The following is a 25,882-nucleotide window of genomic DNA, read 5'->3' as shown; positions in this document are numbered from 1 at the left end:
CCCGGTGCACGGGCCCCTCAGCCGCGTTCCGTCCCGGCCCCGGTCTCGGTCACCGTCACCGTGATGCGCGCCCCCTTGCGGGCCTGGACGCGCACCTCTGTGCCGTGCCGGCGGACCTCGGCGCGACCGTCGACCGAGACCCGCCACCGCCCTGCGGTCGGCGGCAGCGAGATCTCCGTGGTGCCATGACGGCCCGCCGTGTAACTGAGCCGGTAGACGCGCGCGCTGTCGTCGTACGTGTCGGAGTGGACGGTTCCGGCGACGGCGGGTGCGTACGGTGTGGCGGTCTGCTCCTTGTTGGCGGCGAAGGCGCCGTTCTCGTCCAGGGCGCAGTAGCCACCGCCGTAGCACCACACCCAGCCCGCCCAGCCCGAGCTGTAGCGGCTCAGGGAGGCCATCGCGTCCCGGTAGAAGCGGCCCATCTGCGGGAGCTTGTTGTTCAGCGGGCCCCATTCGCCGACGACGACCGGGATCTTCTGCTGCTTCGGGTACGCGGTGACGGCGGCCTCGTACGACTCGATCCAGCCGGCCGCCGGGTCGTAGTCGGCCCCGGCCTCCATCGCGGTGTTGTAGAAGTGCGGGGCGTAGACGGTGCGGTGGTCCTTGATCTCCCCAAGCCCGGTCGGCACGCCCTCCCCGACGATGGGGGTGGGCTCGACGAACAGCCAGTTGTCGCGGTCGACCGAACGGACCGCGCGGGCCAGCCGGTTGTACATCGGGGTGAGCTGCTGGGCCTCGATGCGGCGGGCGGCCGTCGGCAGGTCCTCGCCCTCGCCGAGCTCCCCCATCGGCTCGTTGATCAGGTCGTAGCCGAGGACGGCGGGGTGGTGCCCGAAGCGGCTGGCGACGACCTGCCACATCCGCGCCTGGGCGCGCTGGAGGTCGGCGTCCTCGTAGAGGTGGGTGAAGGCGCGCTGCACGGCGGGCTCGAAGTACTCCGAGAACCAGTCGTCGGGGTGCGGAGTGAAGGGCAGACCGTCGGTGCGGGTCGCCCAGGCCGGGATGCCTCGGGCGTTGAACGCCGGGCCGAACACGTCCTGGTGGGCGTCGAGCAGGACCTGGATGTCGTACTTCTGCGCCCAGTCCAGGACCCGTTCGATCCGGCGCAGATAGTCGGCGCTGTAGTGGCCCCGGCTCAGCTCCAGGTCGTCCCAGAAGATGAGCAGCCGGGCGAAGTTGAAGCCCTTGGCCCGCAGATCGCGGAAGTGCTTCTCGGTGATGGCGGTCAGTGCCTGGTCACCGCTGTGCGCCTTGTCCGCGACGCTCCATCCGCGCAGGGTGAGCGTGCGGCCCTGGTCGTCGGTGAGGCTGGGTATGCCGGCCCGTTCCGGTGGTGCCGGGTGTGCTGGGCGTGCCGGGTGTGCGTCGGCGGCGGGGGCGAGGGCCCCCGCCGCGAGCACGAACGAAGTGACGATCGAGGTGAGTACGCTGCCCATCCGTATCCGCATCCGTATTCGCATGGCGCAGATCAGAGCAGCTCCCCCCTTACTCCTCAAGGGCAGGTGAGCACAATCTTTCCGAACTGCTCGCCCGCCGCGAGCCGTTCGAACCCTTCGCGGGCCCGGTCCAGCGGCAGCACCTCGTCGATGACGGGCCGTACGCCGGTGGTCGCGCAGAACGCCAGCAGGTCCTCCAGCTCGTCCTTGGAGCCCATGGTCGAGCCGACGACCTTCAGCTCCAGGAAGAAGATCCGGGTCAGCTCGGCGTGCGAGGGGCGGTCGCCGCTGGTCGCGCCGGAGATGACGAGCGTGCCGCCGGGGCGCAGCGACTTCACGGAGTGGGACCAGGTGGCCGCGCCGACCGTCTCGATGACCGCGTCGACGCGCTGCGGCAGCCGCGCCCCCGGCTCGAACGCCTCGATCGCACCGAGCTCGACGGCCCGCTTGCGCTTGGCCTCGTCGCGGCTGGTGGCGTAGATCCGCAGCCCGGCCGCCCGGCCGAGCACGATCGCGGCGGTGGCGACGCCGCCGCCCGCCCCCTGGACGAGGACCGAGTCGCCGGGGCGCACCCCGGCGTTGGTGAAGAGCATCCGGTACGCGGTGAGCCAGGCGGTCGGCAGGCAGGCGGCCTGCTCGAAGGTGAGTTCCTTCGGCTTGGGCAGCACGTTCCAGCTGGGGACGGTGACCTGCTCGGCGAAGGTGCCCTGGTAGCGCTCGGTGAGGATGGAGCGGGGTTCGTCCGGGCCGACGCCGTGACCGGTCTGGCCGATGACGGAGTGCAGGACGACCTCGTTGCCGTCCTGGTCGGTTCCGGCCGCGTCGCAGCCGAGGATCATCGGCAGCTTGTCCTCGGCGAGGCCGACGCCGCGCAGGGACCAGAGGTCGTGGTGGTTGAGGGAGGCTGCCCGGACATTGACGGTGGTCCAGCCGGGTCGCGCCTCGGGGGCGGGGCGTTCGCCCAGCTCAAGGCCGTTGAGTGGCTGGTCGCGGTCGATGCGGGATGCGTAGGCGGCGAACATGGCCCCGACGATAGGCCGGGTGCGGGCCGGGCGTAACCGGCCACGGGTGTGACGCGCACCGCGCGGGGTGGGTGGGCGCCGCGCACCCCAGTCCCTCCGGCGTTCGAGGAGCGGAGGTCCGGGGGCAGAGCCCTCCGGACACGGGGAGGGGCGGGGTGGGGGACAAGCCCGCCGCAGGCGCACCCCGCACCCGGGAACTCGTACCCCGCCCCGCCCCTCACTCAGCCGGCTCAGCGCCGGGCCACACCCTCCGCCCGCGCGGCGGCCGCCACCGCGGCCGTGACGGCAGGCGCCACCCGCTCGTCGAACGGCGACGGGATCACGTAGTCCGTCGCGAGCTCATCGCCCACGACGTCGGCCAGCGCGTTCGCCGCGGCGATCTTCATGCCCTCGGTGATCCGGGAGGCCCGGACCTGAAGGGCACCGGCGAAGATGCCGGGGAAGGCCAGCACGTTGTTGATCTGGTTCGGGTAGTCGGACCGCCCGGTCGCCACGACGGACGCGTACTTGTGCGCGATGTCGGGGTGGACCTCGGGGTTCGGGTTCGCCATGGCGAAGACGAACGCGCCGGGCGCCATCGAGGCGACGGCCGCCTCGGGGACCGTACCGCCGGAGACGCCGATGAAGACGTCGGCGCCCTTCAGAGCGCTCTCCAGCGGACCGGAGATCCCGGCCCGGTTGGTGAGCTCGGCCAGCTCGCGCTTGACCTCGGTGAGGTCCTCACGGTCCCGGCTCACGATGCCCTTGCGGTCGGCCACGGCGACGTCGCCGAGCCCCGCCTCCAGCAGGAACTTCGCGATGGCGACGCCCGCGGCGCCGGCGCCGGAGATGACGGCGCGCAGGTCGCCCAGGCTCCGGCCGGACAGCTTCGCGGCGTTCCGCAGGGCCGCGAGGGTCACGACGGCGGTGCCGTGCTGGTCGTCGTGGAAGACCGGGATGTCGAGCCGCTCCTGGAGCTTGCGCTCGATCTCGAAGCAGCGCGGCGCCGAGATGTCCTCCAGGTTCACACCACCGAAGGACGGCGCGAGCCGGACGACGGTCTCGACGATCTCGTCCGCGTCGGTGGTCGCGAGTGCGATCGGCACCGCGTCGACGCCGCCGAACTGCTTGAACAGGATCGCCTTGCCCTCCATCACGGGGAGGGACGCCTCGGGTCCGATGTCACCGAGGCCGAGAACCGCGGTGCCGTCCGTCACGACGGCGACGACCTGCGATTTCCAGGTGTAGTCGTGGACCAGCTCGGGATTCTCCGCGATGGCGCTGCACACCTTGGCGACGCCGGGCGTGTACGCGAGGGACAGGTCGTCCTTGTCACGGATGGGAACGGTGGCCTGCACGGCCATCTTCCCTCCGCGGTGGAGAGCGAAGGCCGGATCGAACGGCTCATCGGTGGTGCTGTCAGTGGTGCTGTCGCTGCGAGGATTGACGATCTCCGCTGCCATGGTGTTGACCCCTTAAGTCTTCATCGTTTGAGGGTGGCCACTCCTGGTTGAGGAGGGGTGGGCGGGCACCGCGTACGTGCCCCACGTCAGCGGTTGGCCCGCCCCGGCAGGGGGAAATACATACGCGCGGGCGCGCCGCACACGCGCCCTGAGCCCCGGATGAGGGGTGTAAAGGTCTTTCTTACCGGACGAACCGCGTCATCGACGAGTCCATATCGGTTCGGTGACGTGACTCATAGTCGAATATCTGGACAAGTCCGCCAAGCGACAAAAGCGTCCACCAGTCGAGACGCGCCGCAGATCTTCCGGCGTGATGGTGGAAACCCCAGAGATGGTCCGGCCTCGTGTATCGGCCTCGTGAGGTTCGAGGATCGCCCGTTATCCGATTTTGACCCGATCAGCGGCCAGTTTGAGCCAGTCCGAATGGCAAGATGCCCTAATCCCACAGGGGGGCGACATCCGAAGTCGTGTGTCCATACCGCCTGGTAACACCACCCTCACCTGCCGGAGGCAACCCGATCATGACCGCAAGCACCACTCGTCGCACGGCCGCGAAATCCAGGATCGCAGCGGTTTGCGCCATCGCGGTCGCCGGCACCATGCTGCTGGCCGCCTGTGGCGACCAGACCAAGAACAACCCGCGGACCAACTCGGCATCGGCCCAGGCGCCGCTCGCTGACCTCCTGCCCAAGGAGATCCAGGACAAGGGCGTCATCAAGGTCGGTTCGGACATCGCGTACCCGCCGGTCGAATTCAAGGACAAGTCCGGCAACACGGTCGGCATCGACCCCGACATCGGCGCCGCGCTCGGCAAGCAGCTCGGCGTGACCTTCGAGTTCCAGAACGGCACGTTCGACACGCTGATCACCGGTCTGCGCTCCAAGCGCTACGACCTGGCGATGTCGTCGATGACCGACACCAAGGACCGCCAGCAGGGCATCGACTCCGAGACGAAGAAGAAGGTCGGCGAGGGCGTCGACTTCGTCGACTACTTCACCGCCGGAGTCTCGATCTACACCCGGAAGGGCGACGACCAGGGAATCAAGACCTGGGCGGACCTCTGCGGCAAGAAGATCGCCGTCCAGCGCGGCACCGTCTCGCACAACCTCGCCAAGGACGAGTCGAAGAAGTGCACGGGCGGCAAGAAGATCGCGATCGAGACCTTCGACAACGACCTGGAGGCCCAGACCCGGCTGCGCAGCGGTGGCGCCGACGCGGGCTCCTCCGACTTCCCGGTGGCCGCGTACGCGGTGAAGACCTCGGGCGGCGGCAAGGACTTCCAGATCGTCGGCGAGCAGGTCGAGGCCGCCCCGTACGGCATCGCCGTCGCCAAGGGCAACGACCAGCTGACCAAGGCCGTACAGGCGGCCCTGGACGCGATCATCAAGAACGGCGAGTACGGCAAGATCATCTCCAAGTGGGGTGTCGAGGCCGGTGCGGTCACCGAGGCCAAGGTGAACGGCGGATCCTGATCAGGGACCGGCGCAGAAAGGTTCTTCCTGTGACTGACATCAAGAAGACGGGCCCGGCCGACCAGCCGCGCATACCCGTCACCCCGTCCTCCGGTCCCGAGGCGATCAGGGCCATTCCGGTCCGGCACTACGGCCGGTACGTCTCGGCCGTCGTCGCCATCGCCGCACTCGTGGCGATCGTCTACGCCTTCAGCCAGGGCAAGATCAACTGGGGTGCGGTCCCGGACTACTTCTTCGACGACCGCATCCTCAAGGGCGTCACCCAGACCCTGCTGCTGACCGCGCTGTCCATGGTCATCGGCATCGTCGGCGGCGTTCTGCTGGCCGTGATGCGGCTGTCGCGGAACCCGGTGACCTCGTCGATCGCCTGGTTCTACATCTGGTTCTTCCGCGGCACTCCGGTCCTGGTCCAGCTCTTCGTCTGGTTCAACCTGGGCCTGGTCTTCGAGTACATCAACCTGATGCCGATCTACAAGGACTACTGGTCGAGCTTCATGACGCCGCTGCTGACGGCGCTGCTCGGCCTGGGTCTCAACGAGGCCGCCTACATGGCCGAGATCTGCCGTGCGGGTCTGCTCTCGGTCGACGAGGGCCAGACGGAGGCGTCGCACGCGCTGGGCATGAGCCACGGCAAGACCCTGCGGCGCGTCGTGATCCCGCAGGCGATGCGGGTGATCGTGCCGCCGACGGGCAACGAAGTGATCAACATGCTCAAGACGACGTCGCTGGTGGCGGCGGTGCAGTTCTACGAACTGTTCAAGTACGCCCAGGACATCGGTCAGGGATCCGGAGCCCCGGTCGAGATGTACTTCCTGGCCGCGGCCTGGTACTTGATCATGACCTCGGTGCTGAGCATCGGCCAGTACTACCTGGAGCGGTACTACGCGCGCGGTTCCAGCCGCAACCTGCCGCCCACCCCGTTCCAGAAGGTCAGGGCCAACCTCCTGTCCTTCGGCCGCCCGAAGGGAGGCATGGCATGACCGCTACCGCCATGGTGAAGGCCGAGGGCGTCCACAAGTCCTTCGGCGCCGCGCACATCCTCAAGGGCATAGACCTGGAGGTCGCGCCCAGGGAGGTCTTCTGCCTGATCGGCCCGTCCGGTTCCGGCAAGTCGACGTTCCTGCGGTGCATCAACCACCTGGAGCAGATCAACGCCGGCCGACTGTACGTCGACGGCGAGCTGGTGGGCTACCGCCAGAAGGGCGACAAGCTCTACGAGCTCAAGGACAGCGAGGTCGCGCTGAAGCGCCGGGACATCGGCATGGTCTTCCAGCGCTTCAACCTCTTCCCGCACATGACGGCGATCGAGAACGTCATGGAGGCCCCCGTCCAGGTCAGGCGCGAGTCCAAGGCCGTCGCGAGAGCACGGGCCGAGCGGCTGCTGGACCGGGTCGGCCTCGGCGACAAGGCGAAGAACTACCCCTCCCAGCTCTCCGGCGGACAGCAGCAGCGGGTGGCCATCGCCCGTGCCCTGGCCATGGAGCCGAAGCTGATGCTCTTCGACGAGCCGACGTCGGCGCTCGACCCGGAGCTGGTGGGCGACGTCCTGGACGTCATGCGCGGTCTCGCGGAGGACGGCATGACGATGGTCGTCGTGACCCACGAGATGGGCTTCGCCCGTGAGGTCGGCGACGCGCTGGTCTTCATGGACGACGGCGTGGTGGTCGAGTCCGGCCACCCGCGCGACGTGCTGACCAACCCGCAGCACGAGCGCACGAAGTCGTTCCTCTCGAAGGTCCTGTAGTCGAAGGTCCTGTAGCAGCGGGAGGAGGGCGGTACGGAGCCGGGAGCTCCGTACCGCCCTCCTCCGTCCGTTTCTACTTCTTCGGCAGCAGCTGCGGGCTGAGCATCAGCTCCCGCAGCTGGGCACGGGTCAGCGGCGGCGTCTTCAGGAGCGGGCCCTGCGCCCGCTCGCCCTTGAAGCCGGTGCTGTCACGGACGGCCAGCACCCCGCCGTCCTTGAAGGTGAGCCGGCCCGTCAGCTCCCTGCCCCACTGCGGCGCGCCCTCGTAGTTCATCGGGTCGCTCCAGGTCGTCAGCACCCGTCCGTCCGGCAGCTTCTCGTTCACACAGTCCGGCATGGCCGGCACCCCGGGGGCGTCCTCGCACGGGTTGTCCCCCGCGACGGGGCTGCCGGTCTTCATGTAGCCGATGACGAGGTAGCCGACACCACCGTCCTTGCGTACCGAGAAGTGCCCGTCCAACGGTCCCTCCAGGTGCGGCATCTCCTGCTCGGAGGTGGCGCCCTTGATGACGACCGACAGCGAGACCTGATCGATGTCCCCGACGTCCTTGGGCAGCACCTTCGCGAGGTCCTTCGCCCGACCGCCGTTCCCCGCGAGCTCGACCGGCGCCGCCACCGTGGTCTCCTGCGTGTCGCCGCCCTTCGCCGCCAGGTTCGGCACCACGACGGCTCCGCCCGCGACCACGGCGGCCGCCGCGACCGAGACGGTGACCCGACGCCGCAGCCGCACCCGGGCGGCCCCGGCGTACACCGTCCGGGTGGTGGTGGCCGGCGCTCCCGCGTCGTCCGCGGCCCGTCCCAGCAGCTCTTGCACGTCGTTGCTCATACCAATTCCTCCGCCATCTCGGCGCGCAGCGCCGCCAACCCCCGAGCCGCGTGGCTCTTGACCGTGTTCTCCCGCATCCCGAGCAGCCCGGCCGTGGCCTCGACGCTCAGGTCCTCCCAGTAGCGCAGGACCAGTACGGCCCGCTGCTTGTCCGTGAGCCGGGCGAGCGCCGCCCGCACCGCCAGCCCGGTGTCCGTGTCCGGCGCCCGGTCGGCGCGGTCGGGCAGTTCGCCGTAGGACTGTTCGCGCCGCCAGAACCTGCGGCGGGATGCGATGAAGGTGTTGATCAACGTCTTGCGCGCGTACGCCTCGATGTTGTCGAGCCGTCCGTACCGCCGCCCCCCGAGCACCACCTTGACCAGCGTCGCCTGGACCAGGTCATCGGCTTCGTGCCGGTCGCCGCAGAGCAGATACGCGCTGCGGAACAGCGCGGTACGTCTGCTTTCGACGAAGGCGTGCAGCGCGGCATCGTCATCGATCCGCATCGTCGGCGCCCCTCTCCGGGTCCGCGGGTGCGGACCGTCTCACCCTTTCAGTGCGGTGGGGTGCACAGCGGGTTGCAGCGACGCCAGGAAATAGATCACGGGCGGCACGGCCTTCGGCCGTACCGCCCGTCCCTCCCCCTCATCCCTCGCCCCGCTACTTCACGGCGAGCACCAGGGTGTCCGAGGGCGAGGCCCAGACGGTCCGCGCCTCCCCGAATCCCGCCTCGCGCAGGGTGTCGATGTGCCACCGCACGGGGGGCATGTCGCCGTCCGCGTGCTCGCCGTAGATCTCGTACCGCTCGGCGGTCGGTCCGGCGAGGACCGGGTCCTTGGCGGCCAGCGCCCACCAGTCGGCCCAGTCGAGAGCGCCCCCGGCCTTGGCACGGTCCATGACGGCGTGCCGGTGGGCGCGTTCGGCCGCGTTGATCCGGGGCGTCGCGGGGTCGATCATGTGGTCCGCGTTCATGAACACCCCGCCGTCCCGGACGAGCCCGCCGATGTGCCCGTAGAGCGCGGTGAGCGGTTCGGTGTGCAGCCAGTGCAGGGCGGTGGCGGTGAGGACGGCGTCGTACGAGTCGTACGGCAACCGCCCGGCCCACTCGGGGTCCTTGAGGTCGGCGGTGACGAAGGTGACGCGCTCGTCGCCGTCGAAGTGGCCTCGCGCGATGGCGAGCAGCGCCGGGTCGAGATCCACGCCGGTACTGGTGGCTTCCGGGAACCGCTTGAGCAGCCGGTCCGTAATACTTCCCGTACCGCATGCGAGATCGAGCACCCTCGGCCGCGGCCCGACGAGGGCCTCGACCATGTCCAGCATCACCCGGAACCGCTCCTCGCGGTCGGGCATGTACCACTCCTGCTGCCGGTCCCAGCTCTCCTGCCAGGCCCGCCAGTCCGTACCTGTCGATGTCTCAGTCACCAGGAACCTCCATGTAATACCCTGGACCCAAAAGGGCCCATTACATCGTTCGCTGCACCGACCATAGACCCACGCCGTAAGGACTACAAGTGGAACTGGCCTATTACTCGGACTACGCCGTACGTCTGGTCAACACCGAGGAGCCGGCCCGCAACAAGGACTCCCTCACCTCCGTGGAGGCGGTCCGCGAGCTGTTCGGAGCCAACGGCCAGGCGGCCCGGCGGGCGACCGACGCGGACGTGACCCGCTTCAGATCGGTACGGGCCCGGCTGCGTTCGGTCTTCGAGGCGGCCGACGGCGGGGACGAGACACTCGCCGTCGACCTGCTCAACTCACTGCTGCTGGAGTTCCCGGTCAGCCCGCAGATCTCCGGCCACGAGACCCGGGACGAGGACGGAAAGCCGGACTGGCACATGCACCTGGCCGACCATCCGTCGAACGCGACGGCCGGGTACGCCGCCATCGCGGCGATGGGCCTCGCCTTCCACCTCACCTCGTACGGGGTCGACCGGCTCGGCCTGTGCGAGGCGTCGCCGTGCCGCAACGCCTACCTCGACACCTCCACCAACCGTTCGCGCCGCTACTGCTCCGACCGCTGCGCGACCCGGGCCAATGTGGCCGCCTACCGGGCCCGCAAGCGCCTGGAGACGGAACGGGCGGCCGACACCGGCCGCAGCGCGGAGACCGCCCAGGTCACCACACCCAGCACCGACCGCTGATCCTTCTTCAGCGGCCGGTAGCGCGCCCGGACCCTGGCCAGTACGAACTCCTCGGGCACCGTCCCGTAGTCCGTGCTGTCACCGCCCGCGAAGCTGTTGTCGGCCAGCACCCACCAGCCGCCCCGACGGCGCTCGGCGGCCCGCTTGACGACCAGCAGGTCCTGCTGGAACGGATGCCGCAGAATCACCACGTCACCGGGGCGCACCGCCGCCCCGTAATGCACCAGCAGCCAGTCCCCGTGATGGAGCGTCGGCACCATCGACGGCCCGGTCACCTCCACGACCTGGAACGGCCTCCGCGCCGACATCCCGCGCCCGCCCTGTCCCTCCGTCAGCTCAGGCACCTCCGGCACCTCCGGCACGTCCCGCATCTCTCCCGCACCTCCCCGGTCCGTCCAGTACACCGTCCCGTACAGCGTTGCGTACATTCGGCCACTGGTCCCATCCTCGCCCTGGACTTTTGGCCTAAGCCCATGGGGGCACCCACGAAATCACGTCTCTCACCGAGTAATGTCCCACCTGAGAAGACGATCACGAGGAAGGACAGCTCAATGCTTTCCCGCCTGTTTGCCCCCAAGGTGAAGGTCAGCGCCCACTGCGACCTGCCCTGCGGCGTGTACGACCCGGCCCAGGCCCGCATCGAGGCGGAGTCCGTCAAGGCCGTCCAGGAGAAGTACCAGGCCAACGAGGACCCGCACTTCCGGGCCCGCGCGGTGGTCATCAAGGAGCAGCGCGCCGAGCTCGCCAAGCACCACGTCTCGGTGCTGTGGAGCGACTACTTCAAGCCCCCGCACTTCGAGAAGTACCCGGAGCTGCACCAGTTGGTCAACGACGCCCTGAAGGCCCTGTCGGCCGCCAAGGCCTCCACGGACCCGGCGACGGGCCAGAAGGCTCTGGACTACATCGCCCAGATCGACAAGATCTTCTGGGAGACGAAGAAGGCCTGACCTTCCAGTCCCTGCTCCGAAGGGGTGCGACCGCCGGGCGGTCGCACCCCTTCGGCCGTTCCGGGAGATGAACGGGAGACCCGGACGACTCCTGCCGGTCAGGCCGTGACCGTGGGGCCCGGTGGCAGGTGGACCGTCATGATCAGGTGACAGGTCCCGGTGCCGGAGCCGCGGTACGCGTGGGGGGCGTCGCCCTCGAAGGTGGCGGTCTGGCCGGCCTCGACGGGGTGTTCCTCGCCGTCGACGAGCAGGGTCATCCGGCCGGCGGTGACGCTGATGGTCTCGGTGACTCCGGCCTGGTGGGGGTGGCTGGGGTACTCCTCGCCGGGTTCCAGCCGCCAGCGCCAGATCTCGACCGGGGCCGGGCCCGAGGTCGTGAGCATGAGCCGGGCCTCGCCGCCCTGCGGCCCGGTCCACAGCGGTGCGACGGTTCCGGCGGTCACGACGCGGACGCGGCCCTCGGACGGTCCCTGCATCAGGGCGGAGACCGAGATGCCGAGGGTGTCGGCCAGCCGGACCAGGGTGGCCAGGTTGGGGTTGCCCTGGGCCTTCTCCAGTGCCACCAGGGCCCCCTTGCTGACCTGGGCGCGCCGGCCCAGCTCGTCAAGGGTCAAGCCCGCGCGGGTCCGGGCCGCCCTGACGTTGTAGGCGACCGTCCGCAGGGCCGCGGCCGTCTCGGCCATCTGATCTCCATCCCCGTCACGGATTACTGGATTGAACCGTGCGGTCGTTTGGTTGCACCGACCGGTCGATCCGTTGTACGGTGCGGTCGTTTCATTGATATTAAGGGATGTGCTGTGATCGCTCTGCTCCTGGCTCTGGGCAGCTCACTCGCATACGGGTGCGCCGACTTCCTCGGCGGTCTCGGTGCCCGCAAGGCCCATGTCCTGCGTACGGTGATGATCGCCGCCCCGGCCTCGCTCGCGGTCGAGCTGCTGCTGTGGCCGGTGCTCGGGGCCTCGTTCAGCCTCGGTGCCCTGGGCTGGGGTGCCGCGTCGGGGGTCGTCTCCGCCGCCGCGTTCGCCCTGCTCTACCGCACCCTGGCGATCGGCCCGATGAACGTGCTCTCGCCGGTGACCGCGCTGGTCTCCGCCGCGCTGCCCGTCGGCGTGGGGCTGTTCCAGGGCGAGCACCTGGGGGCCGCCGGGCTGGTGGGCCTGCCGCTCGCGCTGTTGGCGGTGGTGCTGGTCAGCGCCGGGCACGGCGCCGGGGTCGTGCGCCCGTCCCGTACCGCGCTGCTGCTGGCCCTCGGCGCGGGCTCCGCCATAGCCCTCCAGCTGATCTTCCTGCACCAGGCGCCCTCGGACAGCGGTGTGGCGCCGTTGATCATCGGCCGGGCTGTCTCCTCCGCCGTCACCCTGGCCGCCGCCGGGCTGATGTATCGCAAGCTCGGCCCCGAGCGGCCCGCCTACGCGATGTCGGCCGCCGCGGGCGTCCTGGACTCGATGGCGAACCTGATGTTCCTGCTCGCCGCCCGCAGCGGGGACCTGACCGTCGTCGCCGTGATCACCGCCCTCTATCCGGCCGGCACGGTCCTGCTCGCCCGCGGCGTGCTCGCCGAACGCATCCACCGCGGCCAGCTCGTCGGCCTGGGCACCGCCGCCGTCGCCGTCGGCCTCCTCGCCCTGACCTGAACCCGCTCACGCACTCGCGCACCCGCCTCACCCAGGAAACGGAAACACCCGCTCATGACCACCTTCCGCATCGCCCCCGACGTCACGGACGCCTTCCCCGACACCCTCATCGCCCTGGTCACCGCCACCGGCCTGCGCGGCCGCGAACCCTGGCCCGACACCGCCGCCGCCCTGGAGGGGCTGGAGCGGGGGCTCGCCGACGGTGTCTGGCAGCCCGCCGACGAGACCGACCCGCGCATCGAGGCGTGGCACACCGCCTACCGCTCCTTCGGCACCAACCCGCGCCGCGTCCGGCCCAGCGTCGACGCGCTCGGCCGCCGCTTCGCGAAGCGCGGGACCCTGCCGCGTATCAACCCGGCGGTCGACTCGTACAACGCCGTCTCCGTCCGTCACGGTCTGCCCGCAGGCGCCTTCGACCTGGACCACGTCACCGGCGACGTCGACATCCGGTACGCGGACGGCTGCGAGGAGTTCACCCCGCTCGGCGAGCCCGAAGCCGTCGAGAACCCCAAGCCCGGCGAGATCGTCTACGCGGACGCCGGCGGCGTCCTGACCCGGCACTGGAACCACCGCGACGCCCACCGCACCCGTGTCACCGAGGACTCCGACCGCGTCGTCTTCGTACTCGAAACCCTCCGCGCCACCCACGGCGGCGACCTCGTCGGGGTCGCGGCGGAGGATCTGAGGAACCTGCTCGCACCGCACTGCGAACGGACCGCCGTGCAGTACCTCGGGCCGGCGGACCCCAAGGTCACCGTCTGAGACCGTCGCACCTGCGGGCGTCGACCAGACCGGTCTCGTAGGCGACGATGACGAGTTGGGCACGGTCGCGCGCCCGGAGCTTGGCGAGCAGGCGGCCGATGTGCGTCTTGACCGTGGCCGGGCTCAGCCGGAGGTGCTGCGCGATCTCCGTGTTGGACAGGCCGCGCGCGATCAGGCCGAGCACCTCCAGCTCCCGGTCCGTGACCCCGTCCAGCGAACGGGCCGGTGGCCGTCCCGGCTCCGGGCGGCGGGCGAATTCCGCGATCAGACGGCTCGTGACCGAGGGCGCGAGCAGCGACTCCCCCGCGGCGACGACTCCGATGGCGGTGAGGACCTCCGCCGGCGGGGTGTCCTTCAGGAGGAAGCCGGTGGCTCCGGCGCGCAGAGCGGCATAGACGTAGTCGTCCAGGCCGAAGGTGGTCAGGACCAGGACGCGGACCCGGGACGTGGCGGGGTCCGAGCAGATGCGCCGGGTGGCCTCGATGCCGTCGAGTTCCGGCATGCGTATGTCCATCAGCACCACGTCCGGCCGTTCGCGCCGGGCCAGCTCGACGGCCTCCGCGCCGGTCGCCGCCTCGCCCACCGCAGTCATGCCGGGCGTGTGATCGACCAGTACCCGGAAACTGCCCCGCACCATGGCCTGGTCGTCCGCGACCAGCACCCGGACCGGTGCTCCGTCGGTCATGTGTTCCGCTCCCCGTCGACCGGCAGCCGGACGGACACCGCGAAGCCGCCCTCCGGGCGCGGCCCCGCAGCGAAGCTGCCTTGGTACATCATGGCCCGCTCCCGTATCCCCAACAGTCCGTGCCCGCCGGGAAGTTCATTTCCGGTCCGTCGGCGGCCCGCCGGTGGCCCGTCGTCGACGACGTCGATACGGATCTCGCGCGTGTCCGCCGCGACCGTGACCCGGCACCGGGTCGGGGACGCGTGCCGTACGACATTGGTGACGGCCTCCTGGACGATCCGGTGGACGGTCACCCGCATCCCCTCGGCCAGTTGCTCCGTGCCGTGGACCGCGAAGCGGATGTCCGTGCCCACCCGTCCGGCCTCGACACCCAGCGCGTCCAGGCGGCCGAGGTCCGGGACCGGGTCGAGCGGGGCGTGCGGGGCGTGCGGGGCGGGGGAAGCGCCCGCGCCGGGAGGTGTGCCCTGGCCGCGCAGTACGCCGAGGGTGCGCCGCATCTCGGCCAGCGCGGACCGGCTCGTCTCCTCGATGATCTTCAGCGCGGCCCTCGCCTCCTGCGGATCGGCGTCCGCGACATGCCCGGCGACGCCCGCCTTGACGGCGATGAGACTGAGGTTGTGCGAGACGATGTCATGCAACTCCCGGGCGATCCTGAGGCGTTCCTCCGCCACCGCACGCTCCGCGCGCCGCCGCTCGTCCCGTACGGCGTCGGCCCGGCGCCCACGCACCGTGCGGCCCGCACCCCAGGAACCACTGATCACCAGCACCACCAGCCCGGCCACTCCCACGGCCCCCAACGGGTCCTCGGCCGGGGTGACCACGGCCTCACCGAGGTAGACGGCGCCGCCCGCCACCGTCAGCGCGACGGCCAGCGCGGGTACGGAGCGGCGGGCCGGTTCGGCGAGGCCGACCAGGTACGCCCCGAAACCGGCCGCCGCGTACGGCTCGCGGACGATGTCCAGGAGCGAGGCGGCGGCCAGTGCGGCGAGGACGACCGCCAGGGCCAGGAGCGGCCGGCGCCTGCGTACGGCGATGGGCAGGCCCACCGCGGCGGCGACCAGGTACCCGGCCCAGAGCGGCCCGGTGTAATGCGCCTGGCCGTCGCCGGAACCCATCCGGACGAAACCGACGTAGACGGCGGTCAGGGACAACGCCGCGACGAGGTCGAGGAGTTGGAGCCGCAGACGGCGGCGTTCGACCGTGGGGATCACGGTCCGACGGTATCCGGACGGGCGGCGCATTCAGCCGGCCTGCCCGATCAGCACCATGAACGCGATCGCCACCGCGGTCAGCGCGGCCCACCGCAGCGCCGCCGCCCGGCCGGGTCGCGGCGCCTCGCGCAGCAGGCCGACGCCGGACGGCACCAGCGCGATGCACAGCCCGGCCAGGGCCACCAGTGACATCGGTGTGGTGCCCTTGAGAACTCCCAGGGGCAGCGCCGCCGTCAGGCCGAGCGCGACGGCCCGCACCGGCCCGAGCACCCGGGTGCGCCAGGCCCCGAGCGCGAGGACTATCCAGCCCACGAGCACGGCGAGGTTGAGCGCGGCGAAGACGTGGAAGGCGCCGTAGCCGGCGGTCACGGCCTCGGTGGCGGCCTCGGCGCCTCGCGACCGCACCAGTTGGAAGGCCAGGTGGTCCACTCCCGTGTGGAAGGCGCGGGCGAACAGCCCGAAGACCACCAGGACTCCGCCCCACAGCCCCCATCCCGGGCTGCGGGCGCCGATCCGGGCGGCGAGCACGGCCACGGCGGGCCAGAGCAGCACACTCCCCACGGCGAACAGGCCGTACGCCGTGGCCATCAGCGTGGAGTGCCTCTCGTACGCGATGAGTTGGTCCGGGTAGAAGAAGTGGAAGCGGACGCGCAGCAGCGCCCCGGCCAGCATCAGGACCGGGCCGAGCACCATGGCGGTGCCGCCTGCCCAGCGTCCGGTGAATCCGGCTGTGCCCATCCGCTCGACCGGCAGCGCGACGCGCAGCCGGGCACCGATGGCAGTCGCCGGTGTGTCCATGGGGGCGGTTCGGTTCGTCATACCCCGACGATGCCGCCCCTCCCCCGGTCGGGGCATCGGACCACGGCCCGGATCTCGGGGTCGGACCTGGGTATGACCCCCCCGGGCCTCGGGGTCGGATCCCTCCGGCCCCGTCTTCGCCCATGACGCGATCCGATCCGTCCCGATCGGCCGGGCCGGTTGTCAGATATGAGGTGCAGCCGTGTCGCCGAGGCGATTTCGAGCTGTCCACGGGGACCATATGAAGTCGGCCGACACCTGCCCCCCCTTGAGTCACTACCAGTACAACGGTGATTTTTCGGGACGGGATCGGTCGGTATGGGTGTACCTGCGCAGCGGGGCTGCGCAATGAGGGGAGACAGCGATGACCACCGAGGGCTTCACCACATGTCTGTGGTTCGACGGACAGGCCGAGGAGGCGGCGGAGTACTACGTCTCGGTCTTCAAGAACTCCCGCCTCGGGGCGGTCGGCCGCTACAGCGAGGCGGGGCCGGGGCCCGCCGGGTCGGTGATGACGGTCGAGTTCGAGCTCAACGGCCAGAAGTTCGTGGGGGTGAACGGCGGCCCGGAGTTCACGTTCGACGAGGCCGTCTCGTTCCAGATCCGCTGCGCGGACCAGGCCGAGGTGGACTACTACTGGGGCACTCTCACGGACGGGGGCGAGGAGGGGCCCTGCGGCTGGCTGAAGGACAGGTACGGGCTCTCCTGGCAGGTCGTGCCGGAGGTGCTGCTGGGGATGGTCACCGATCCGGACGGGGCGAAGGCCGCCAGGACCACCAGGGCGATGATGACCATGAAGAAGCTGGACATCGCCGCGCTGCAAAAGGCCCACGACGAGGGCTGAGACGCGCCGCTTCCCCGCTCTCACCGCCGCACGTCGCTCCTCGTACGCCGTGGCCCGAGGAAGGCGCCCGCGAGCAGCACCCCGGCAAGCACCAGCGCCGAGTTGACCAGGATCGCGACCGAGACCCCCGAGAGAACACCCTCGGGGCCGGTGTCGCCGAGTGGGGACATCCGGGCGGTGGCGACCGCGCTCATGACCGGGATGCCCATGGTGATGCCGACCTGCTGGGTCATGGTGGCGAGGCCGGTGGCCAGGCCCTGTTCCTCGTCGGGGAGACCGGAGGTCGCGGTGACCATGAAGCCGACGATCACCAGCATGTTGCCGATGCCGCCGACGAAGGTGGCCACCAGCAGAAGCGTGATCCAGCCCCCCGACGTCCCGAGCGCCACCAGGGAGAGGGTGGCGACGGCCTGGACGGCCCCGCCGGTGACGATGGTCCTGCGGTTCCCGAACCGGCCGACGGCGCGGCCGCCGAGGGTGCCGCCGATCACGGTGCCGATGCCCAGGACACCGAAGGCGAGACCGGTGGCGAGCGGTGAGTAGCCGAGGACCTCCTGCAGGTAGAGGGTGAGCAGGAAGACCAGCGAGGTCTCGGTGACGAAGGCGATGAGACCGGCGGTGTTGCCCCAGATGACGCTGCGCCGCTTCAGGATGTGCACGGGGACCAGCGGTGCCGCGGCCTTCTTCTCGACGGCCCGGAAGGCGACGAGGAGCGCGAGCCCGGCGAGGAGTGCGGCCAGGGTGGCGGGCCGGGTCCAGCCGGACTCGCCGGCCTGCGTCAGCCCGTAGACGAGCAGGAGCAGACCACCGGTGACGGTCACGGCGCCGGGGACGTCGAGCCGGGGGCGCGCGGCGGGCCGCGAGTCGGTGATGACGGCCGGGGCGAGGGCGACCACCAGGGCGGCCACCGGCACGTTGATGAAGAACGCCCAGCGCCAGGAGAGCAGATCGGTGAGCAGGCCGCCGAGGACGGCCCCGGCGGTGAATCCGGCGGACATCAGCGCCCCGTTGAGCCCCAGGGCGCGTTCGCGCAGCGGGCCCTCCTTGAAGGCGGTGGTCAGCAGCGCGAGCCCGGCCGGGGTGACGGCCGCCGTGGCGAGTCCCTGCAACACCCTTGCCACGAGCAGCACTTCGGGGGAGGTGGCGAGTCCGCCGAGGGCGGAGGAGAGACCGAGGACGACCATGCCGGCGAGGAACAGCCGCTTGCGGCCGACCAGGTCGGCGACACGGCCGAAGAGCAGTGTGAAGCCGGCGGCGGCGAGTGCGAACGCGGTGGCGATCCACTGGAGACGGGAGAGGGAGAAGCCGAGCCCCTCGCCGACGACCGGCAGTGCCACGTTCAGGATCGAGAAGTCCACGGCGATCATGAACTGGGCGCCGAGGAGGAGTACGAGGACGAGCTTCTGCCGTCCGGTCATACGGGTTCTCGACGAGGCGGCGGAGGGGGCGAGGGGAGGCACGGCGGCGGCGGTCGCGCCGGACGGGACCTGGCTGGGTGCGGACACGATGGGACTCCTCGGCGGAGCGGAGACGGAGGCGGAGGTTTTAACGGGACCAGAGTTCCGTTAAGATGGGAGTCACCGTAGCAGAGGAAGAGTTATTAATGGAACTGGAGACCCGTTATGGCTTCTGAGGGTGTGGAACCCGGCAGCGTCCGGCCCGGCGGCCGTACCGCCCGCGTCCGGGAATCGGTCCTGCGGGCGGCGGGCGACGCCCTGGCCGAGCACGGCTTCGACCGGCTGGATCTCGCCGATGTCGCGCGCCGCGCGGAGGTCGGAAAGACGACCGTCTACCGGCGCTGGTCCACCCCCACCGGCCTGATCGCGGACCTGCTCGACGACATGGCCGAGCAGTCCTCGCCCCGTACGGCCACGGGTTCGCTGGCCGAGGATCTCAGGGCCAACGCCCGGCTGGTGGCCACGACTCTCTCCGACCCGCGGCAGGGGGCGCTCTTCAGGTCCGTGATCGCCGCCGCCACCTGCGACCCGCGCACCGCCGAGGCGCTGCACCGGTTCTACGCGATCCGGATCAAGGAGTGGTCCGGCTGTGTCGTGGAGGCCGTGGAGCGCGGGGAGTTGCCCGCGGGCACGGACGCGGACGAGGTGATCCGCGCCGTGTCGGCGCCGCTCTACTATCGGCTGCTGGCCAGCGGCGACCCGATCGACGAGGCGGCGGCGGACCGGGCCGCCGGGGCGGCCGAGGCGGCGGCCCGGTCGGGCGCGTACGTGAACTGAGGACCGGCCGCCCGTCCCCCTGGCGGCGATTCGCGCCCCGTCAGCCCACCGGACGGGCGCGCAGCCGCACCGCCCACGGGTGCCCCGCGTCCTGGGCCAGGGAGATGGCGCCGGTCAGCCAGGCGCGCTGGTCCGCGTCGAGGACCGGCAGCGCCTTCGCGAAGTCCTGCTCGTCCTTGGGGCGCGGGGAACCGGCCTTGTACAGCAGCTGCACCTCGGGGCGGAGATACGGGACGCCGCCCTCGGAGACCCGGCCGATCCGGCCGATCGGCAGCCGGATGCGGGGGTCACGGCGGAACAGCCAGTCACCGCCCTCCGTGTCGTCGAGCATGAGCTGGATGCGCCAGGGCTCGTCGGGCCCCGGACGGCACCAGATGTCGTGCACGTGCGGCGGCAGGGTCTCGCCGGGCAGCCAGGGACGCAGGGTGCCGGGCGGGTCCGCGGCCCACCACTCCCAGCCGGCCAGGAGCCGCTGGGCGGCGAGCTGGTCGCGGCGGAGCAGCAGCACGTCGATGTCGGCGTGGTCCCGGAAGGCATGGCCCACGGCGAATTCGACCGCGTATCCCCCGGCGATCCACCAGGGGACACGCAAGGGTGCGAAGAGGCGTGCGACCTCGTCCGGCGGGGGCGGATCCCAGGGGCCCCACGGGGTCTCCGTACGCATGGCCGCAGGCCTCTTCCCCTCTCCGGCGCCGCCCGACACGGGGTCGGCCGGTCCGGCTTCGTCCGACGCCGGGTCAGTCCGTCTTCAGCAGGTCCCGGGTCAGTCCGTCTTCAGCAGGTGCCGGTAGCTGTCCGGATGCTCCCGCAGGAACGTGGCCAGGCTCGTCGCCGGATGCCCGGTGAGGTCCGGTACGGCGTCCGAGACCGTGGCCATCTCGCCGGTGGCAATGGCCTCGTACGAAGTCACCCAGCCGGCCACCTCCCAGTCCTCGGCGCCGTACTGCGCCCGGGAGGCGTAGGCCTCCTCCCGGGTCTCCGGCAGGTAGGTGACGGTCCGGCCGGTGACTCTGGTGAGCTCCTCGGCCGCCTCGGCGAGGGTGAACGCCTCCGGGCCCGTGAGGTCGTAGGTGATCCCGTCGTGGCGGGTGTCGGCGCTCTCGGTGTCGGCCAGCAGGACCGCGACCGCGGCGTCCGCGATGTCGTCGTGCGCCACCGCCGCCACCCGGCCGTCCCCGGCCGGTCCGCGCAGCACTCCGTCGGCGCCGGTCATCGCCGGGATCCCGGCGAGGTACAGGCTGTCGCGCAGGAAGGTGTGGCGGATGTCGGCGGCCCGGATGTGCGCCTCGGTGTGCCAGTGGTCCCGGGCGAAGGTGAACGTGGCGTCCGGCGCCGCGCCCAGGAACGAGACGTACACGATGCGTTCCACGCCCACGGCGACCGCCGCGTCCACGGCCGTCGTGTGCTCGCGCACGCGGTACGGGCTCTCGTGCGCCGAGACGAGGAACAGCGTGTGCGCCCCGGCCAGGGCGCGGCGCATCGCCTCGCCGTCGCCGTACCGGGCGGGCGGCGCGGCCACGGCGCCGGGGAGTTCGGGCAGCCGGGAGGGGTCGCGCCCGAGGAGCCGCACGGGCACGCCGGCCCGCGCAAGGCGCCGTGCGACCCGGCCGCCGACGGCTCCCCCCGCGCCGGTGACGGCGACGATGGGAGCGTCCGGGTTCTCCGGGCCGGGGGGTGGTGGGTTGTTCATGCGGGATCGCCTTCCTTGCGCGGCCAGGGGCGCACCTCCACGACCGCGTCCACCGGGACGGGGCCGTAGATGTGCGGGAACTCGTCGCCGCCGGGCGCGACGGACTCGTACCGTACGGGCACCGGGAGCCGGTCGGGATCGATGACGAGGACCACGAGTTCCTGGTCTCCGGTCCCGGCCCCGCTCCCGGCTCCGTACAGCATCTCGGCGACGCCGGGGAGCTGGTGCGGCAGCGAGCAGTGGATGAAGCCCTCTTCGTGCAGGGTGCGGCCGCGGGTGGACATCTCGTACGTCCCGATCCCGCGGGCCGCCTCCCACAGGGGCCCTTCGGTGAGGTGCAGCAGCAGTTCGGCCATGGGCCAAAGCTAGCCGCGTCGACGCGCCCTCCGGGCCATCAGCGTGGCCGCCGATCCGGCCACGAGCAAAGCGGCGGCGATTCCGCCGAGAATCCATTCACCGCCGCGCGCGCCCGTGTGCGGGAGCTCGCCCCCGGGGTAGGTTGTGCGGCCGGTCCGGCCCGTCGGGCTTGTGCGTCCAATCAGGCTTGTGCGGCCAGTCGGGCCCGTCGGGCTTGTGCGTCCAGGGGTGGGACGGAGTCGGCTTCGGGCCCGGGGTGTGGGTCGGGGTGTGGGTCGGCTTAGGTGTGGGAGTGTCCGTCGGGTTCGGGGTCGGTGTGTCCGTCGGTGTCGGGGGGAGTCGGCTCCTCGCCGCAGCCCGGCAGATCGCCGTCGAAGGGGTAGGCGTGCAGCTCCTGGCCGCCCGGCTCGCCCGCAGAGGTGTGGGTGAGCGAACCGGCGGTGCAGAAACGGCCGTCGGTGCCGTTCATGGCCAGGACGGTGGTACTGGACCGCTGACCGATCAGCACACTGCCCTGGAACTGCCCGGTGCCGTGGAGACCGACCTCGGTGGCGTCCGGGAAATTTGCCGTTGCCGCATGCACGCACAGGCGTTGCCATACAGGGCAATATGCGGCTTTGCCTACAAGCGGTACGAGTGCCACGCCCGGACCGGCCCGATGGACTCCGATACCCGGGGCCGCATCCGGGCGGCTCGACACGGTGCCTGGTGGCGCGTCACGAGCCCTGCCGTGCGTCAGGCCCCTTCCGCCAGCAGTCCGGCCTCCACGTCCGGGTCCAGGCCGACCGAGGGCCGGTCCGGTCGCTGCGGCGCCACCCCGCCCAGCTCCTCCAGCCACTTCCAGGTGTCGGCGACCGTCTCCTCGACCGGGCGGCAGCGCAGGCCGGTCGCGTAGGCCTTGCTGACGTCCCCGCAGTGCAGGGTGTCGTACAGCTCGCCCGGCGGCAGCCAGACCGGCAGATCGGTCCATGGCTCCACACCGGCCGCGAGGATCCTCTCGGTGGGCGTCCAGCGCAGTTCCGCGTCGGAGCCGGTGACCCGCGCACAGGCATCGAGCAGTTGCCCCATAGTGGCGTGACCCGGCCGGCTGACCAGGTTGTACGGCCCGTGCAGACCGCTGCCGGCCGCGTCCAGCAGCCAGTTAGCGAGGTCGCGGGCGTCGATGTACTGAAGCCCCAGATCCGGTGTGCCCGGGGCCAGTACGGGTCCGCCGCGGGCGATCCGCCCCAGCCACCAGGGCAGTCGGCCGATGTTCTCCCAGGGCCCCAGGATCAGTCCCGCGCGGGCGAGCAGGGCCCGGTCCCCGAAGGCGTCGAGCGCGGCCAGTTCGCCGCCGCGCTTGGCCAGCGGGTACGAGACGTCACCGCCCGCGTCGGGCGAGGCACCGGCCACCAGCGGACCGTCCTCCGACAGGCCGGCCGGGGCCGGGTAGTCGTACACGGAGCGGCTGGAGACGTACGCGTACCGGGCGGCCCGGTCCGCCAGCAGACGGGCCGCGTCCCGCACGGCCGAGGGGGCGCCGCTCCAGGTGTCCACCACCAGGTCCCAGGTGTACCCGCCGCCAAAACCCTCGCCGTCGCCCGCCAGGGCGGCCAGACCGTCCTCGGTGGTGCGGTCACCGAGGAGCTCCGCCACACCCGGCGGGGGCGCGTGCCGGCCGCGGTGGAACACCGTGACCTCCCAGCCCCGCGCCAGCGCCGCCCCGGTGACGGCGCGCCCCACGAATTCCGTACCGCCCAGCATCAGAAGCCTCATGTGCCCGACTCTGCCCGCCGGGCGGCCCGCTGGGAACCGGTCCTCGCTCTCGGCGGAATCGGGAAGCGGTTCGTCACGGCGTCAGGGGGGCGGGCCGCGTTCGTCAGGGCGTGCGGGCGAGCGGGCTTCGGTTGCGCAGCAGCCACTGGTGGTACCCGGCAGCGCGCCGGGCCGCCTCGCAGTAGGCCGCCTCCAGCTCCCCGTACACCGCACCCATGTCGGCGCCCGGCCGGGACACCAGCAGCAGCCGTACGGCGAGGGGGTCGTCGCGCAGTGGGCGGATGGCCATGTCGTCGCGCGGTCCGGAGGTGGGCTGACAGGGGGCGACCGCCTCGCCGAGCACGACGAGGGAGGCGGCGGTGAGGTAATCGCCGTGCAGGACGGTCGGCGCGAGCCCGGCCTCGCCGAACACCCGGCTCAGTCCGTCCCATTCACCGTCCACCGTGGGGTCGACCATCCACCGGTCGCCGGCCAGATCGATGAGGTCGACCACGGGCCGGTCGGCGGCCGGATGATCTCTGGCCATGGAGATGAACTGCGGTTCGCGGTCCAGGAGTACGCGCTGTTCCAGGCCGTCGGGGACGGCCAGCGGGCAGCCCTCGACCTCGTGGACGAAGGCGACGTCGAGCCCGCCCGTCGCGATGTCGCGCAGCAGTGCGCGGGCCGATACGTCGACCCGCAGCGAGATGTCCGTGTCGGGCAGCCGGAGCCGCAGCCTGCGCAGCCAGCCGCCGATGACGCGGCTCGCGGTGCAGCCGATGCGCAGCCGCGGCCCGGAGGCCCGGACCGCGTCGGCCTCCGCCTTCGCGTCGCTGACCAGGGCGGCCATCCCGTCGACCAGGGGGCGGGCCCGGCTGAGGACGGCGCGGCCGAGCAACGTCGGGCGACAGCCGGTCCGTTCGCGGCTGAACAGCTCGGCGCCCAGGGTGTTCTCGATCCGGCGCAGCTGGGTGGTCAGGGAGGGCTGGCTCACGCCCAGTCTGCGGGCGGCTTGGTGCAGGCTGCCCGTGTCCGCGATGGCGCACAGCGCCCTGAGGTGTCTCACCTCAAGCTCCATGCGGTCGAGCGTAGGGCGGCGGGCGGCGGTCGCACCAGACTCCCCAATCGCATCAAAGTCCTTGAATTCACCTGGAGTCGGGGGACGATTCGTCGGCAGTACCCGGTGTGGCAGGAGTCCGGTGACAGGGCGGCGATAGGGCGGTGTTATCGCCGGTTGACATCATCCGCACGGGCTCCCGCTCCCCGACACTCTCTGCGTACCGCACCCGTCCGGGTCCGATCATCGGACGGGTTCATCGGACCGGTAACCGGTAGGAGACCCCCCATGAGACACCCCAGGACCGTCATGTCGGCCGTGGTCGGCCTCGGCTTCGGCCTCGCGGCCGTGCTCGGCACCGCCCCCGCCATCGCCGCCTCCTCGGCCCCCGCCGCCGCACCCGCCGACACCGCTTCGCAGGCCCGCGCGGGCTACACCGCCTACGCCGGGTCGCACGAGAACGCCGCCGCGAACAAGGCGTTCTTCGAGGCGGTCGCCAAGTCCGTGGCGAAGAAGCGGGCGGCGAACCCCGGCGCCCAGTCGGTCACCGTCGTCTACAGCGCGGCCAACGCGCCGAGCTTCCGCAGCTCGATCGCCAACAGCGCGCAGATCTGGAACAGCTCCGTCTCCACCGTCCGGCTGCAGGAAGGCTCGAACGCCGACTTCGCCTACTACGAGGGCAACGACTCCAGGGGCTCGTACGCGAGCACCGACGGTCACGGCAACGGGTACATCTTCCTGGACTACGCGCAGAACCAGCAGTACAACTCGACCCGCGTCACCACGCACGAGACCGGGCATGTGCTCGGCCTTCCGGACCACTACTCCGGCCCGTGCAGCGAACTGATGTCGGGCGGCGGCCCCGGCCCGTCCTGTACCAACCCGTACCCCGACGCGAACGAGCGCAGCCAGGTCAACTACCTGTGGCAGTACGGCTTCGCGGCCGGACTCGCACGCAGCGCCTCCTGACCCCGTACGGTCCGTACGCACCGCACAGCGCCGCGCCTCACCGGCCCGAAGCGGCCACCTCGTAGGACGGGGTGGCCGCTTCGGGCCGGTCTGCGCCCTCTCGCCTCAGGCGTGTTCCAGCGGGAACGCACCCCGGTGTCCGGTGCCCGCGCCGGTGTCCGGGCGGGGCTCGTACTCGCGGCAGCTCCAGATCTCCTGGACGAATCCGGTACGCCGGTCCCACAGGTCCCGGAGATCGCCCTCACCGGCCGCCTCGCGGTAGGCGTCCTTGGCCCCCCGGAAGCAGGCGAGGCCGCCGGACAGTCCGCGCACCGCGGCCGGGGCCGGGAAATAGTCCGAGAAGGCGCAGGCGATACAGGTCTGGAGTCGCACCCCGGGCGGCAGCGCGCGCTGGATGGTGGCGAGCGCGGACGCGAAGTCGCTCTCGGCGCGATGGGACGCGTAGGCCGCACCGCCGAACTGCAATTCGAGGCTGAGGTGCGAATCGGGTCGGCGCAGCGACAACAGGCAGCTGAGCGTGGCCTGGTGGACCGCTCCGTCCCAGATGACCGGGAGCGGCAGGTCCCACTCCAGGACGCAGTCGCTCAGCGCACCGTCCACCAGGACGAACCGGTCGTCGGCCGGTGGCGCGCCGGCGGCCGGGGTGAGGCCGTCGAAGCTCGCGCCCTCGAAGTCGATGCCCCTCGTCCGGAGGCGTAGTTGCTGTCCGTCGGTGGTGAGGACGACGGCGTCGGAACCCTGTCGGTCCCGGTACCACCCCGCCCATGACTCATCTGTCATGGGCACGGACTGTAGCCCGTGCCCATGACAGACGCCCGATCGCCCTCCGTTTCCCGTCACGGGCCTTGTGACCTCGGCGCCTTGTTCCCGTCTCCCCGGTTCCGCTCTCCTCCGTTGC

At 71.2% G+C, this 25,882-nt stretch carries 29 protein-coding genes; 10 read left to right on the top strand and 19 right to left on the bottom strand.

Annotated features, from left to right (window positions below; translation table 11 throughout):
• Nucleotides 1-17: 17 nt before the first annotated feature.
• From ACIRJP_RS15745 to ACIRJP_RS15735, 3 genes are all read right to left on the bottom strand, one after another.
• Nucleotides 18-1,460, bottom strand: a complete 1,443-nt coding sequence (locus ACIRJP_RS15745) for a cellulase family glycosylhydrolase (RefSeq protein WP_404173361.1) — start codon at nt 1,458-1,460, stop codon at nt 18-20.
• 32 nt (nt 1,461-1,492) lie between these two features.
• Nucleotides 1,493-2,458 carry a zinc-binding dehydrogenase gene (locus ACIRJP_RS15740; protein ID WP_404173358.1) on the bottom strand — a complete coding sequence of 322 codons (966 nt, stop codon included), beginning with the start codon at nt 2,456-2,458 and terminating at the stop codon, nt 1,493-1,495.
• A gap of 230 nt (nt 2,459-2,688) precedes the next feature.
• Nucleotides 2,689-3,900: an NADP-dependent malic enzyme gene (locus ACIRJP_RS15735; protein WP_404173355.1), complete on the bottom strand. Its 1,212-nt coding sequence runs from the start codon at nt 3,898-3,900 to the stop codon at nt 2,689-2,691.
• A gap of 521 nt (nt 3,901-4,421) precedes the next feature.
• Between ACIRJP_RS15735 and ACIRJP_RS15730 the strand changes: the two genes are divergently transcribed.
• The 3 genes from ACIRJP_RS15730 to ACIRJP_RS15720 are packed head-to-tail and all read left to right on the top strand — an operon-like array spanning nt 4,422 to nt 7,116.
• On the top strand, nt 4,422-5,372 hold the full coding sequence (locus tag ACIRJP_RS15730; RefSeq protein ID WP_404173352.1) for an ABC transporter substrate-binding protein: 951 nt from the start codon (nt 4,422-4,424) through the stop codon (nt 5,370-5,372).
• A 29-nt stretch (nt 5,373-5,401) separates the two neighbouring features.
• Nucleotides 5,402-6,352 carry an amino acid ABC transporter permease gene (locus ACIRJP_RS15725; protein WP_404173349.1) on the top strand — a complete coding sequence of 317 codons (951 nt, stop codon included), beginning with the start codon at nt 5,402-5,404 and terminating at the stop codon, nt 6,350-6,352.
• On the top strand, nt 6,349-7,116 hold the full coding sequence (locus ACIRJP_RS15720) for an amino acid ABC transporter ATP-binding protein (RefSeq protein WP_404173346.1): 768 nt from the start codon (nt 6,349-6,351) through the stop codon (nt 7,114-7,116). The genes ACIRJP_RS15725 and ACIRJP_RS15720 overlap by 4 nt, the downstream gene beginning before the upstream one ends.
• Nucleotides 7,117-7,189: 73 nt before the next feature.
• Here the strand turns inward: ACIRJP_RS15720 and ACIRJP_RS15715 are convergent, their stop codons facing one another.
• The 3 genes from ACIRJP_RS15715 to ACIRJP_RS15705 all read right to left on the bottom strand — a co-directional run bounded on the left by ACIRJP_RS15715 (nt 7,190) and on the right by ACIRJP_RS15705 (nt 9,343).
• The gene (locus tag ACIRJP_RS15715) at nt 7,190-7,942 is read right to left on the bottom strand and encodes a hypothetical protein (RefSeq protein ID WP_404173343.1); all 753 of its coding nucleotides are present in this window, start codon (nt 7,940-7,942) and stop codon (nt 7,190-7,192) included.
• A complete protein-coding gene (locus tag ACIRJP_RS15710; RefSeq protein WP_404173340.1) occupies nt 7,939-8,427 on the bottom strand; it encodes a SigE family RNA polymerase sigma factor in 489 nt (162 codons plus the stop codon). The genes ACIRJP_RS15715 and ACIRJP_RS15710 overlap by 4 nt, the downstream gene beginning before the upstream one ends.
• 154 nt (nt 8,428-8,581) lie before the next feature.
• Nucleotides 8,582-9,343, bottom strand: coding sequence for a class I SAM-dependent methyltransferase (locus ACIRJP_RS15705; protein WP_404173337.1), 762 nt, complete (start codon nt 9,341-9,343; stop codon nt 8,582-8,584).
• A gap of 89 nt (nt 9,344-9,432) precedes the next feature.
• On the opposite strand from ACIRJP_RS15705, the gene ACIRJP_RS15700 reads away from it, so the two are divergent.
• Nucleotides 9,433-10,062 carry a CGNR zinc finger domain-containing protein gene (locus ACIRJP_RS15700; protein WP_266729764.1) on the top strand — a complete coding sequence of 210 codons (630 nt, stop codon included), beginning with the start codon at nt 9,433-9,435 and terminating at the stop codon, nt 10,060-10,062.
• Here ACIRJP_RS15700 and sodX read toward each other — a convergent pair.
• Entirely contained in the window at nt 9,966-10,433 is a 468-nt protein-coding gene (gene sodX, locus ACIRJP_RS15695; protein WP_404173446.1) for a nickel-type superoxide dismutase maturation protease, read from the bottom strand. The two genes, ACIRJP_RS15700 and sodX, sit on opposite strands and share 97 nt — an antisense overlap.
• Before the next feature lie 180 nt (nt 10,434-10,613).
• Between sodX and sodN the strand changes: the two genes are divergently transcribed.
• Nucleotides 10,614-11,009, top strand: a complete 396-nt coding sequence (sodN, locus tag ACIRJP_RS15690; RefSeq protein ID WP_093899557.1) for a superoxide dismutase, Ni — start codon at nt 10,614-10,616, stop codon at nt 11,007-11,009.
• Nucleotides 11,010-11,107: 98 nt separating this feature from the next.
• Here sodN and ACIRJP_RS15685 read toward each other — a convergent pair whose 3' ends face one another.
• On the bottom strand, nt 11,108-11,692 hold the full coding sequence (locus ACIRJP_RS15685; RefSeq protein WP_404173333.1) for a helix-turn-helix domain-containing protein: 585 nt from the start codon (nt 11,690-11,692) through the stop codon (nt 11,108-11,110).
• Between the two features lie 114 nt (nt 11,693-11,806).
• Between ACIRJP_RS15685 and ACIRJP_RS15680 the strand changes: the two genes are divergently transcribed.
• Both ACIRJP_RS15680 and ACIRJP_RS15675 read left to right on the top strand, forming a co-directional pair.
• The gene (locus tag ACIRJP_RS15680; RefSeq protein WP_404173330.1) at nt 11,807-12,643 is read left to right on the top strand and encodes an EamA family transporter; all 837 of its coding nucleotides are present in this window, start codon (nt 11,807-11,809) and stop codon (nt 12,641-12,643) included.
• A 54-nt stretch (nt 12,644-12,697) separates the two neighbouring features.
• Complete coding sequence (locus ACIRJP_RS15675; protein WP_404173327.1) at nt 12,698-13,405, top strand: B3/4 domain-containing protein; 708 nt, start codon at nt 12,698-12,700, stop codon at nt 13,403-13,405.
• Here ACIRJP_RS15675 and ACIRJP_RS15670 read toward each other — a convergent pair.
• From ACIRJP_RS15670 to ACIRJP_RS15660, 3 genes are read right to left on the bottom strand one after another with little or no spacing between them, the layout of a single operon-like run.
• Complete coding sequence (locus tag ACIRJP_RS15670) at nt 13,395-14,090, bottom strand: response regulator (RefSeq protein WP_404173324.1); 696 nt, start codon at nt 14,088-14,090, stop codon at nt 13,395-13,397. The genes ACIRJP_RS15675 and ACIRJP_RS15670 overlap by 11 nt on opposite strands.
• Entirely contained in the window at nt 14,087-15,301 is a 1,215-nt protein-coding gene (locus ACIRJP_RS15665) for a sensor histidine kinase (RefSeq protein ID WP_404173321.1), read from the bottom strand. The genes ACIRJP_RS15670 and ACIRJP_RS15665 overlap by 4 nt, the downstream gene beginning before the upstream one ends.
• A gap of 30 nt (nt 15,302-15,331) precedes the next feature.
• The gene (locus tag ACIRJP_RS15660; RefSeq protein WP_404173318.1) at nt 15,332-16,120 is read right to left on the bottom strand and encodes a hypothetical protein; all 789 of its coding nucleotides are present in this window, start codon (nt 16,118-16,120) and stop codon (nt 15,332-15,334) included.
• A 343-nt stretch (nt 16,121-16,463) separates the two neighbouring features.
• Here ACIRJP_RS15660 and ACIRJP_RS15655 point away from each other — a divergent pair, with 343 nt between their 5' ends.
• On the top strand, nt 16,464-16,943 hold the full coding sequence (locus tag ACIRJP_RS15655) for a VOC family protein (protein WP_404173315.1): 480 nt from the start codon (nt 16,464-16,466) through the stop codon (nt 16,941-16,943).
• Between the two features lie 20 nt (nt 16,944-16,963).
• Here the strand turns inward: ACIRJP_RS15655 and ACIRJP_RS15650 are convergent, their stop codons facing one another.
• Nucleotides 16,964-18,448, bottom strand: coding sequence for an MFS transporter (locus ACIRJP_RS15650; RefSeq protein ID WP_404173312.1), 1,485 nt, complete (start codon nt 18,446-18,448; stop codon nt 16,964-16,966).
• Between the two features lie 117 nt (nt 18,449-18,565).
• Between ACIRJP_RS15650 and ACIRJP_RS15645 the strand changes: the two genes are divergently transcribed.
• Nucleotides 18,566-19,177 (top strand): TetR/AcrR family transcriptional regulator, encoded by a 612-nt coding sequence (locus ACIRJP_RS15645; protein WP_404173309.1) that lies wholly within the window; start codon nt 18,566-18,568, stop codon nt 19,175-19,177.
• A gap of 40 nt (nt 19,178-19,217) precedes the next feature.
• Here the strand turns inward: ACIRJP_RS15645 and ACIRJP_RS15640 are convergent, their stop codons facing one another.
• The 6 genes from ACIRJP_RS15640 to ACIRJP_RS15615 form a co-directional block, all read right to left on the bottom strand.
• A complete protein-coding gene (locus ACIRJP_RS15640) occupies nt 19,218-19,841 on the bottom strand; it encodes a nucleotidyltransferase domain-containing protein (RefSeq protein WP_404173306.1) in 624 nt (207 codons plus the stop codon).
• Between the two features lie 99 nt (nt 19,842-19,940).
• Nucleotides 19,941-20,867 (bottom strand): NAD(P)H-binding protein, encoded by a 927-nt coding sequence (locus tag ACIRJP_RS15635; RefSeq protein WP_404173303.1) that lies wholly within the window; start codon nt 20,865-20,867, stop codon nt 19,941-19,943.
• Nucleotides 20,864-21,223: a DUF952 domain-containing protein gene (locus tag ACIRJP_RS15630; RefSeq protein ID WP_404173300.1), complete on the bottom strand. Its 360-nt coding sequence runs from the start codon at nt 21,221-21,223 to the stop codon at nt 20,864-20,866. The genes ACIRJP_RS15635 and ACIRJP_RS15630 overlap by 4 nt, the downstream gene beginning before the upstream one ends.
• A gap of 281 nt (nt 21,224-21,504) precedes the next feature.
• The gene (locus ACIRJP_RS15625; protein WP_404173297.1) at nt 21,505-21,807 is read right to left on the bottom strand and encodes a choice-of-anchor A family protein; all 303 of its coding nucleotides are present in this window, start codon (nt 21,805-21,807) and stop codon (nt 21,505-21,507) included.
• A gap of 152 nt (nt 21,808-21,959) precedes the next feature.
• Nucleotides 21,960-22,967: a reductase gene (locus ACIRJP_RS15620; RefSeq protein WP_404173443.1), complete on the bottom strand. Its 1,008-nt coding sequence runs from the start codon at nt 22,965-22,967 to the stop codon at nt 21,960-21,962.
• A 115-nt stretch (nt 22,968-23,082) separates the two neighbouring features.
• Nucleotides 23,083-24,036 carry a LysR family transcriptional regulator gene (locus ACIRJP_RS15615; RefSeq protein ID WP_404173294.1) on the bottom strand — a complete coding sequence of 318 codons (954 nt, stop codon included), beginning with the start codon at nt 24,034-24,036 and terminating at the stop codon, nt 23,083-23,085.
• 267 nt (nt 24,037-24,303) lie between these two features.
• On the opposite strand from ACIRJP_RS15615, the gene snpA reads away from it, so the two are divergent.
• Nucleotides 24,304-24,984 carry a snapalysin gene (snpA, locus tag ACIRJP_RS15610; RefSeq protein ID WP_404173291.1) on the top strand — a complete coding sequence of 227 codons (681 nt, stop codon included), beginning with the start codon at nt 24,304-24,306 and terminating at the stop codon, nt 24,982-24,984.
• Nucleotides 24,985-25,089: 105 nt separating this feature from the next.
• On the opposite strand, the gene ACIRJP_RS15605 is transcribed toward snpA, so the two are convergent.
• Complete coding sequence (locus ACIRJP_RS15605) at nt 25,090-25,764, bottom strand: DUF6304 family protein (protein ID WP_266729780.1); 675 nt, start codon at nt 25,762-25,764, stop codon at nt 25,090-25,092.
• Nucleotides 25,765-25,882 lie beyond the last annotated feature (118 nt).

Origin of the sequence: Streptomyces sp. NPDC102437 (assembly GCF_044765565.1) — a bacterium.
GTDB lineage: Bacteria > Actinomycetota > Actinomycetes > Streptomycetales > Streptomycetaceae > Streptomyces.
This window is presented reverse-complemented; position numbering and strand designations above follow the sequence as displayed.

What these genes read in the sequence shown, in the direction of transcription:
- ACIRJP_RS15745 (WP_404173361.1), bottom strand. Translation starts at nt 1,460, where the DNA reads ATGCGAATACGGATGCGGATACGGATGGGCAGCGTACTCACCTCGATC.
- ACIRJP_RS15740 (WP_404173358.1), bottom strand. Translation starts at nt 2,458, where the DNA reads ATGTTCGCCGCCTACGCATCCCGCATCGACCGCGACCAGCCACTCAAC.
- ACIRJP_RS15735 (WP_404173355.1), bottom strand. Translation starts at nt 3,900, where the DNA reads ATGGCAGCGGAGATCGTCAATCCTCGCAGCGACAGCACCACTGACAGC.
- ACIRJP_RS15730 (WP_404173352.1), top strand. Translation starts at nt 4,422, where the DNA reads ATGACCGCAAGCACCACTCGTCGCACGGCCGCGAAATCCAGGATCGCA.
- ACIRJP_RS15720 (WP_404173346.1), top strand. Translation starts at nt 6,349, where the DNA reads ATGACCGCTACCGCCATGGTGAAGGCCGAGGGCGTCCACAAGTCCTTC.
- ACIRJP_RS15715 (WP_404173343.1), bottom strand. Translation starts at nt 7,942, where the DNA reads ATGAGCAACGACGTGCAAGAGCTGCTGGGACGGGCCGCGGACGACGCG.
- ACIRJP_RS15710 (WP_404173340.1), bottom strand. Translation starts at nt 8,427, where the DNA reads ATGCGGATCGATGACGATGCCGCGCTGCACGCCTTCGTCGAAAGCAGA.
- sodX (WP_404173446.1), bottom strand. Translation starts at nt 10,433, where the DNA reads ATGCGGGACGTGCCGGAGGTGCCGGAGGTGCCTGAGCTGACGGAGGGA.
- sodN (WP_093899557.1), top strand. Translation starts at nt 10,614, where the DNA reads ATGCTTTCCCGCCTGTTTGCCCCCAAGGTGAAGGTCAGCGCCCACTGC.
- ACIRJP_RS15685 (WP_404173333.1), bottom strand. Translation starts at nt 11,692, where the DNA reads ATGGCCGAGACGGCCGCGGCCCTGCGGACGGTCGCCTACAACGTCAGG.
- ACIRJP_RS15675 (WP_404173327.1), top strand. Translation starts at nt 12,698, where the DNA reads ATGACCACCTTCCGCATCGCCCCCGACGTCACGGACGCCTTCCCCGAC.
- ACIRJP_RS15670 (WP_404173324.1), bottom strand. Translation starts at nt 14,090, where the DNA reads ATGACCGACGGAGCACCGGTCCGGGTGCTGGTCGCGGACGACCAGGCC.
- ACIRJP_RS15660 (WP_404173318.1), bottom strand. Translation starts at nt 16,120, where the DNA reads ATGACGAACCGAACCGCCCCCATGGACACACCGGCGACTGCCATCGGT.
- ACIRJP_RS15655 (WP_404173315.1), top strand. Translation starts at nt 16,464, where the DNA reads ATGACCACCGAGGGCTTCACCACATGTCTGTGGTTCGACGGACAGGCC.
- ACIRJP_RS15645 (WP_404173309.1), top strand. Translation starts at nt 18,566, where the DNA reads ATGGCTTCTGAGGGTGTGGAACCCGGCAGCGTCCGGCCCGGCGGCCGT.
- ACIRJP_RS15640 (WP_404173306.1), bottom strand. Translation starts at nt 19,841, where the DNA reads ATGCGTACGGAGACCCCGTGGGGCCCCTGGGATCCGCCCCCGCCGGAC.
- ACIRJP_RS15635 (WP_404173303.1), bottom strand. Translation starts at nt 20,867, where the DNA reads ATGAACAACCCACCACCCCCCGGCCCGGAGAACCCGGACGCTCCCATC.
- ACIRJP_RS15630 (WP_404173300.1), bottom strand. Translation starts at nt 21,223, where the DNA reads ATGGCCGAACTGCTGCTGCACCTCACCGAAGGGCCCCTGTGGGAGGCG.
- ACIRJP_RS15620 (WP_404173443.1), bottom strand. Translation starts at nt 22,967, where the DNA reads ATGCTGGGCGGTACGGAATTCGTGGGGCGCGCCGTCACCGGGGCGGCG.
- ACIRJP_RS15615 (WP_404173294.1), bottom strand. Translation starts at nt 24,036, where the DNA reads ATGGAGCTTGAGGTGAGACACCTCAGGGCGCTGTGCGCCATCGCGGAC.
- snpA (WP_404173291.1), top strand. Translation starts at nt 24,304, where the DNA reads ATGAGACACCCCAGGACCGTCATGTCGGCCGTGGTCGGCCTCGGCTTC.
- ACIRJP_RS15605 (WP_266729780.1), bottom strand. Translation starts at nt 25,764, where the DNA reads ATGACAGATGAGTCATGGGCGGGGTGGTACCGGGACCGACAGGGTTCC.